Raw genomic sequence first — 5887 nt, forward strand, 5'->3', positions numbered from 1 at the left:
AACGGGGCGCAACGGGTGCGCAACGGGTGCGCAACGGGGGCGCCGGATGTGACGGGCACGCCGGACACGCCGGGGCTGCGCGGGGAATGCGCAGCGGCTGCGCGCACTGGACGGGGCAACCTGCGCAAAGGGTATACGTCACGCCGCGCCCGAAGCAAAGCCGTTCGCGCGGGCCCGGGCTGGTACGGGCTGGTACGGGTTGGACCAGACTGGCCGGACTGGTGTGACTGGCCGGACTGGCGGGACTGGCCGGGAAAGGATGACGGAATCGGGACGCCGGGCCGCGTGCCCGCCCGCATGCAGGAAGGAGGGCGGGGGCCCCGGTCACAACGGCTTCACCCGCTCCCGCACATCCTTGCGCCAGCGGTTCAGCGGACGGCAGCAGCCTTCGCCCACCTGCAACACGGCGGCAACCTGGGCGTCGGTCATGACCAGGCGGCAGCGGTAGCGCGCCCCGTCCCAGAACAGGCCGGGGCAGCGGCGACGGTCACCGTAGGCCTCACGGCCCGGCGGGCATTGGGCCTTGGCGCAGCAGAAACCGCAGCCCACGCAGGGGCGTTGCAGAAACAGCAGGGCGAACACGGCGCACCCTCCTTCCCCGCGCTGCGCCGCGTGTCCGTGGTGCGTGCCCGGTGTGGTCCGTGCGTGTGCCCCCATGAGCGGGGGGCGGGCGGCAGGGGCGGGGATGCTTCACCCATACCCCGGCACGCGCGGGTTGTCAGCAGGCGGGGCGGAATGCGTGCGGTCCGCTCCGTTTTGTCTTTGTCAGTCAGTAACGCAGTGTTAATGCACGATTTGATTTATCGCACATCCCGCCACCCCGCCTTTTTTCACCCCCATTTCGTCACGTTTCCTCCGTTTATCGTCCCCGCGATAGAACCCGTTGCCCCCTTCGCGCTACTCCCGTGGCTCACGATGCACGCCCCGCGCCCGGCTGTCCGGTTCCGGATGCCCCGGCGAGGCGGACACACTCACCACCACAATCACTTCAATCAGCAAGGGAGGCGGGAATGGCGGATACGAACAACACGGGCGCAGCGGCGGGCGCGGCCCCGGCAAACGGAGCGGCGGACGCCGACATCACCTGTTCCCCGTTCCTCACGGGCATCCGGGCGGTGCTGGGCGAACGCACCCCCGGCAACATGGCCCTGTGGGCGCTGACCGCCGTGCTGCTGCTGGCGCTGGTCAAGGAATCGGTTGCGCCCTCGTGGACCGTGGCCTGGAGTCACCCCAACTGGGGCACCGTCAACGTGGTGCCGGTGCTGGGCATTGGCGTGGGCATGGTGGCCGGGTTCCTGGGCGGCATGGTGGGGGCGTTCATCAGCCTGTTTTCCGTGCCCCTGTACACCCTGTGGCTGGGCCTGCCGGTCAAGGTGGCCCTGGGCACCAACAGCCTTGCCTCTGCCGTCATCGGCCTGATGGCCGCCATGGTGCACCTGTCCAAGAAGACCCCCAACATGAAGGTGGCCTTCCCCATGATGGCCACCGGCTTTCTGGGCGCGGGCGCGGGCGCGTACCTTTCGCTGGGCATGACCCCGGAACAGTTGAAGATGTACTTCTCCGTGCTGGTCTTTGGCGCGGCGTTCTGGATGTTGTGGCGCGGCATTCGCCCCGCCCCGGCCAAGAGCGGCGGCTTCGTGGCCACCGAAAAGCAGGGCCTGCTCTATGCGGGCGGCGAATGGAACGGCGTGCCCTACCGCACCAACATCCTGTTCCCGGCCTTCGGCAACTTCTTCATCGCCGCGCTCACCGGCATCATCGGCGTGGGCGGCGGCTTCCTGTTCACCCCCATGCTGCACGCGGCCTTCGGCCTGCCCATGATGGTGGCCGTGGGCACCGGCAACTTCGTCAAGGTGGCCAACATCGGCTCGCAGTTCATCGTGCGCGGCGTGGCCGACACCGTCATCTACCAGTTGGCCGTGTTCGCCATGATGGGCGGTTACTGCGGGGCCAACTTCGGGCGTCGTCTGGGCTGCGTGGTGGACACCCGCTACCTGCGCCTGCTGTTCGGCATCCTGCTGATCTTCGTGGGGCTGCAGTATATGGGGATTAAGCTGGGCCTTGGCAGCGCTTAGGCTGCGGCTTGGTCTTTTGCCCGCTGGCGGCGTTGAGCTGCGCCTGCCATTTCGGGTGAATACGGCAAAAGTATGCACCCTCATGGCAGGCTTGCTCGCCTTGCCAGCGAACAAAATCCCTGCGCCGCAGGGCGGCGGTGGCGCGTCAGACCAAAGAAGATTCATGAGCCCTGCGCCGCAGGTGGCGGCATGGGGTGTCCAGGAAAATAGCATGGCGATGCGGTGGCCCCTGCGGCGCATCCGTAACGTATCCAATCAACGTCGGGAGAAACGACATGGCGAACAGAAAGGCCAGCAGGGCCGTGGACATCGCGCCGCGCAGCCTTGCAGAGGTGCGCACGGAAACGGTGGAGTGCGACCTGTTGATCATCGGCGGCGGCAACGCCGGGTGTTTCGTGGCCACCGAGGCCAAGCGGCTTGATCCGTCGCTGCGCGTGGTGATCATGGAAAAGGCCGAGATCATGCGCTCCGGTGCGTGTTCGGCGGGCATGGACGCCCTGAACACCTACATTCCCGAAGGCAAGACCCCCGAGGACCTGGTGCGCTGGAGCCGCGCCCAGGTGGGCGGCGGCCCCCTGCGCGAGGACCTGGCCCTGAGCAACGCCGAGGAGCTCAACGAGGCCATCGACGACCTTGAGCGCTGGGGCCTGCCCATCCTGCGCGACGAGAACGGCAAGATCCGCTACCGCGGCAAGTGGGACATTTCCATCCACGGCGAGCAGCTGAAGCCCATCATGGCCGAGAAGGCCATCGAGGCCGGGGCCGAAGTGTACAACCGCGTGGTGGGGACCGGCCTGCTCATGGACGGTGGCCGCTGTGTGGGAGCCATGGGCCTTGGCGTGCGTGACGGTGCGTTCCACGTGTTCCGCGCCAAATCCGTGGTGGTTTCCACCGGCGGGGCGGGCACCCTGTACAAGTCGTACACCGCCGATTCCACCGACAGCGGCGCGCAGATCTGGATGTGCCCCTACTGCGTGGGTTCCGGCTACGCCATGGGCTTCCGCCAGGGCGCGGAGCTGTCGTCGCTGGAGCAGCGCTGGGTGGCCACCCGCACCAAGGACTTCTGCGGCCCCGTGGACACCATTTCGGTGGGCTACAAGGCGCCCATCATCAACTGCAAGGACGAGCGGGTCATGAGCCGCTACGCCCACCTCGGCGGCGACGCGGCCCCGCGCTTCATCCGGGCCAACGCCCCCATGGAGGAATGGCTGGCCGGGCGCGGCCCCTGCTACTGCGACACCCGCAACATGGCCCCCGAACTGGTGCAGGCCATGATGACCGACTACCTCAACGAGCGCCCGTCGTTCGTGCTGTTCCTGGCCAGCCGGGGGCAGGACGTGACCAAGGAGCCCATCGAGATATACGGGTCCGACCCGTACATCATGGGCGGCCACACCATGGGCGGCTTCTGGGTGGACATGCAGCGCATGACCACCGTGCCCGGCCTGTTCGCGGCGGGTGAAACGGCGGGCGGCAACCCCAACAAGTTCGTGGGCGGCTGTGCGGCGGAAGGCAAGCTGGCCGCGCGCGGCGCCATTGCCTACATGGCGGCGGGCCTTGAAACGCCCGACGAAGCCGCCGTCAGCGCGCAAGTGGAGTCGGAAAAGGCCCGCGTGTTCGCGCCGCTGCTGCGCGGCAAGGACTACGACGGCGTGACCCCCACCGAGATGAAGGAACGCCTCCAGCGCCTGATGGACGAGTACGCGGGCGGCAGCTCGCAGTTCTACCGCACCAACGAGGAGCGCCTGGACTACGCCCTGCGCCACATCAAGATGCTGCAATCGCAGTTCGCCTACCTGAAGGCCGCCGACCTGCACGACCTGATGCAGGCCAACGAGACCATGGACCGCGTGGACGTGGCCGAGGCCGTGGTGCACCACCTGAAGGCCCGCCGCGAAACCCGCTGGGCCGGGTGGCAGACCCGCAGCGACTACCCCGGCCGTGACGACGCCAACTTCGACTGCTTCGTGGAAACCCGGCGCGACCCGGCCACCGGCGAGGTGACCGCCTTCACCCGGCCCTACGAGCAGCTGGTCCCCGGCGACCGGTTCAAGGCTTAACCGCATTTCATCCGGACGGAGGAACACATGCCGCCGAGAATACTGACCGAAAAGTGCAACGGTTGCGAAGGGCTGCCCGAATCGCGTTGCGAAGAAGCCTGCCCCGGCAACCTGATGGTGGTGGACGCAGCCACGGGCAAGGCCCGCTGCCGCTGCACGCGCGACTGCTGGGACTGCATGTCCTGCACCAAGGCCTGCCCCCGCGCCGCCATTGAGACGCGCATCCCCTACCAGTTGGGGTACCACAAGGCGTCCCTGCGCCCCATCATGGGCAAGGAGCACATCACCTGGAAGTGCGTGGACATCCACGGCGTGGAAACCACCTACAAATATCGCAACCGCTTGGCCGTGGCCCCGGCCATCCGGACTGACAAGGACGCGTAATCACACTCCGGGGGGCGGAGGCGGCGCGGACATCCGGTGTCCGATACCGCCTTTGCCCCCTTGCAATATGCCGCAGGAGCACTACGCTCTCCGCCAGGGGGGCTCATGGAACGCAACTGGCATCTCTGGACCGAGGATTTTTTCGCCGACCTGCCGGACGAGCGGGCGGCGTTTCTGGCGTTGTCGCGCCGGAGGGACTTTGCGAAGAACGACATGGTGTTCTTCGAGGAGGACTCCGGCGATTCGTGCTTCTACGTGGAGCAGGGCATCGTGCGCATCTTTCGCATTGCGCCGTCGGGCAAGGAACCCATCTTCTTCCTGCGCAGGCGGGGCGAGATGTTCGGCCTGGCCGAGGTGCTGGATTCGGTGCCGCGCAAGGCCAATGCCCAGGCCCTGACCCCGTGCGTGCTGCGCGAGGCGGGGCGGGACGAGTTCGAGAAGTTTCTGGCCGACAACTTCGGCGCGGCGCGCAGGGTCATTGCCACGCTGGGGGGGCGGGTGCGCTACCTCGGCGAGCAGGTGGGCAACCTGATGACCTGCGACGTGGGCACCCGGCTGGCCAAGCTGCTGGTGTACATGGCCTACGAGGTGCTGGGCGACGAGGCGGCCTGGCTTGAACCGGCGGTGATCCCCGTGCGCCTGACCCAGGAGCAGATGGCCGCCATGACCGGATCGTGCCAGCAGACCGTCAGCGACTTTCTGCGCGAGATGCAGGACGAGGGGCTGGTGCGGGTGACCCGCCGCGAGGTGGTGGTGATGCATCCGTTGCGGCTGCTGGAGCGCGCGGAGTTGTAGAGGGTACCGGCCCTTTTCCGCCCTTTGCCGCCCGCCGTGCCCGAAGGCGCAGCAACGTCGCGGAGCCGCTGTTGCTTCGGCGCCCACCGCATGCTAGCACCGCGACATGAGTACTCCTGCCCGTTCCCCGCGCCGCCCCCTCCATCACTCTGCCCGACCGGTGCTGCGCCGCGCCGCCACGCGTCTTTCCCCGTCATGCGGGGGATGCCCCGGCGATGTTCCCCCGCAGGGGGTGGAGCCGTTTGCCCCATCGCCCTGCGCGGGGTGCCCCTCCCCGTGTGCCGAATCCGAGCATGGCAGCCCCGCCGGACAGCCGGAGGGGGCAGCCCCTGCCGCATCTTTCGCGCCGTCCGCAGCATCCGCACCATCCGCACCATCCGTGGCGTCCGGACCATCCGGTCCATCCGTACCGCCAATGCCGCCGACACCATCCGCGCCCGGCCACGCCGCGCCCACGCGGGTCTGGCTGGCCCTGCTGGCCGTGGTGGCCGTGGGTATCGGCTGGCTGCTGGCCCGTCCGTTCATCCATACGCTGGCCGTGGCCATCGTGGTGGCCGCGCTGGCCGCGCCCCT

At 68.1% G+C, this 5887-nt stretch carries 5 protein-coding genes; 4 read left to right on the plus strand and 1 reads right to left on the minus strand.

Annotated features, from left to right (window positions below; all coding sequences use genetic code 11):
• Nucleotides 1-324: 324 nt before the first annotated feature.
• Nucleotides 325-582: a hypothetical protein gene (locus FVW27_RS06235; RefSeq protein ID WP_167123657.1), complete on the minus strand. Its 258-nt coding sequence runs from the start codon at nt 580-582 to the stop codon at nt 325-327.
• A 428-nt stretch (nt 583-1010) separates the two neighbouring features.
• Between FVW27_RS06235 and FVW27_RS06240 the strand changes: the two genes are divergently transcribed.
• From FVW27_RS06240 to FVW27_RS06255, 4 genes are all read left to right on the plus strand, one after another.
• A complete protein-coding gene (locus FVW27_RS06240) occupies nt 1011-2075 on the plus strand; it encodes a sulfite exporter TauE/SafE family protein (protein ID WP_167123659.1) in 1065 nt (354 codons plus the stop codon).
• 275 nt (nt 2076-2350) lie between these two features.
• Nucleotides 2351-4135, plus strand: coding sequence for an FAD-binding protein (locus FVW27_RS06245; protein WP_167123661.1), 1785 nt, complete (start codon nt 2351-2353; stop codon nt 4133-4135).
• Nucleotides 4136-4162: 27 nt separating this feature from the next.
• Nucleotides 4163-4519: a 4Fe-4S dicluster domain-containing protein gene (locus FVW27_RS06250; protein ID WP_167123663.1), complete on the plus strand. Its 357-nt coding sequence runs from the start codon at nt 4163-4165 to the stop codon at nt 4517-4519.
• 105 nt (nt 4520-4624) lie between these two features.
• The gene (locus tag FVW27_RS06255) at nt 4625-5314 is read left to right on the plus strand and encodes a Crp/Fnr family transcriptional regulator (protein ID WP_167123665.1); all 690 of its coding nucleotides are present in this window, start codon (nt 4625-4627) and stop codon (nt 5312-5314) included.
• The last annotated feature ends 573 nt before the right edge of the window (nt 5315-5887 follow it).

Origin of the sequence: Nitratidesulfovibrio liaohensis, from assembly GCF_011682075.1 — a bacterium.
Classification (GTDB): domain Bacteria; phylum Desulfobacterota; class Desulfovibrionia; order Desulfovibrionales; family Desulfovibrionaceae; genus Cupidesulfovibrio; species Cupidesulfovibrio liaohensis.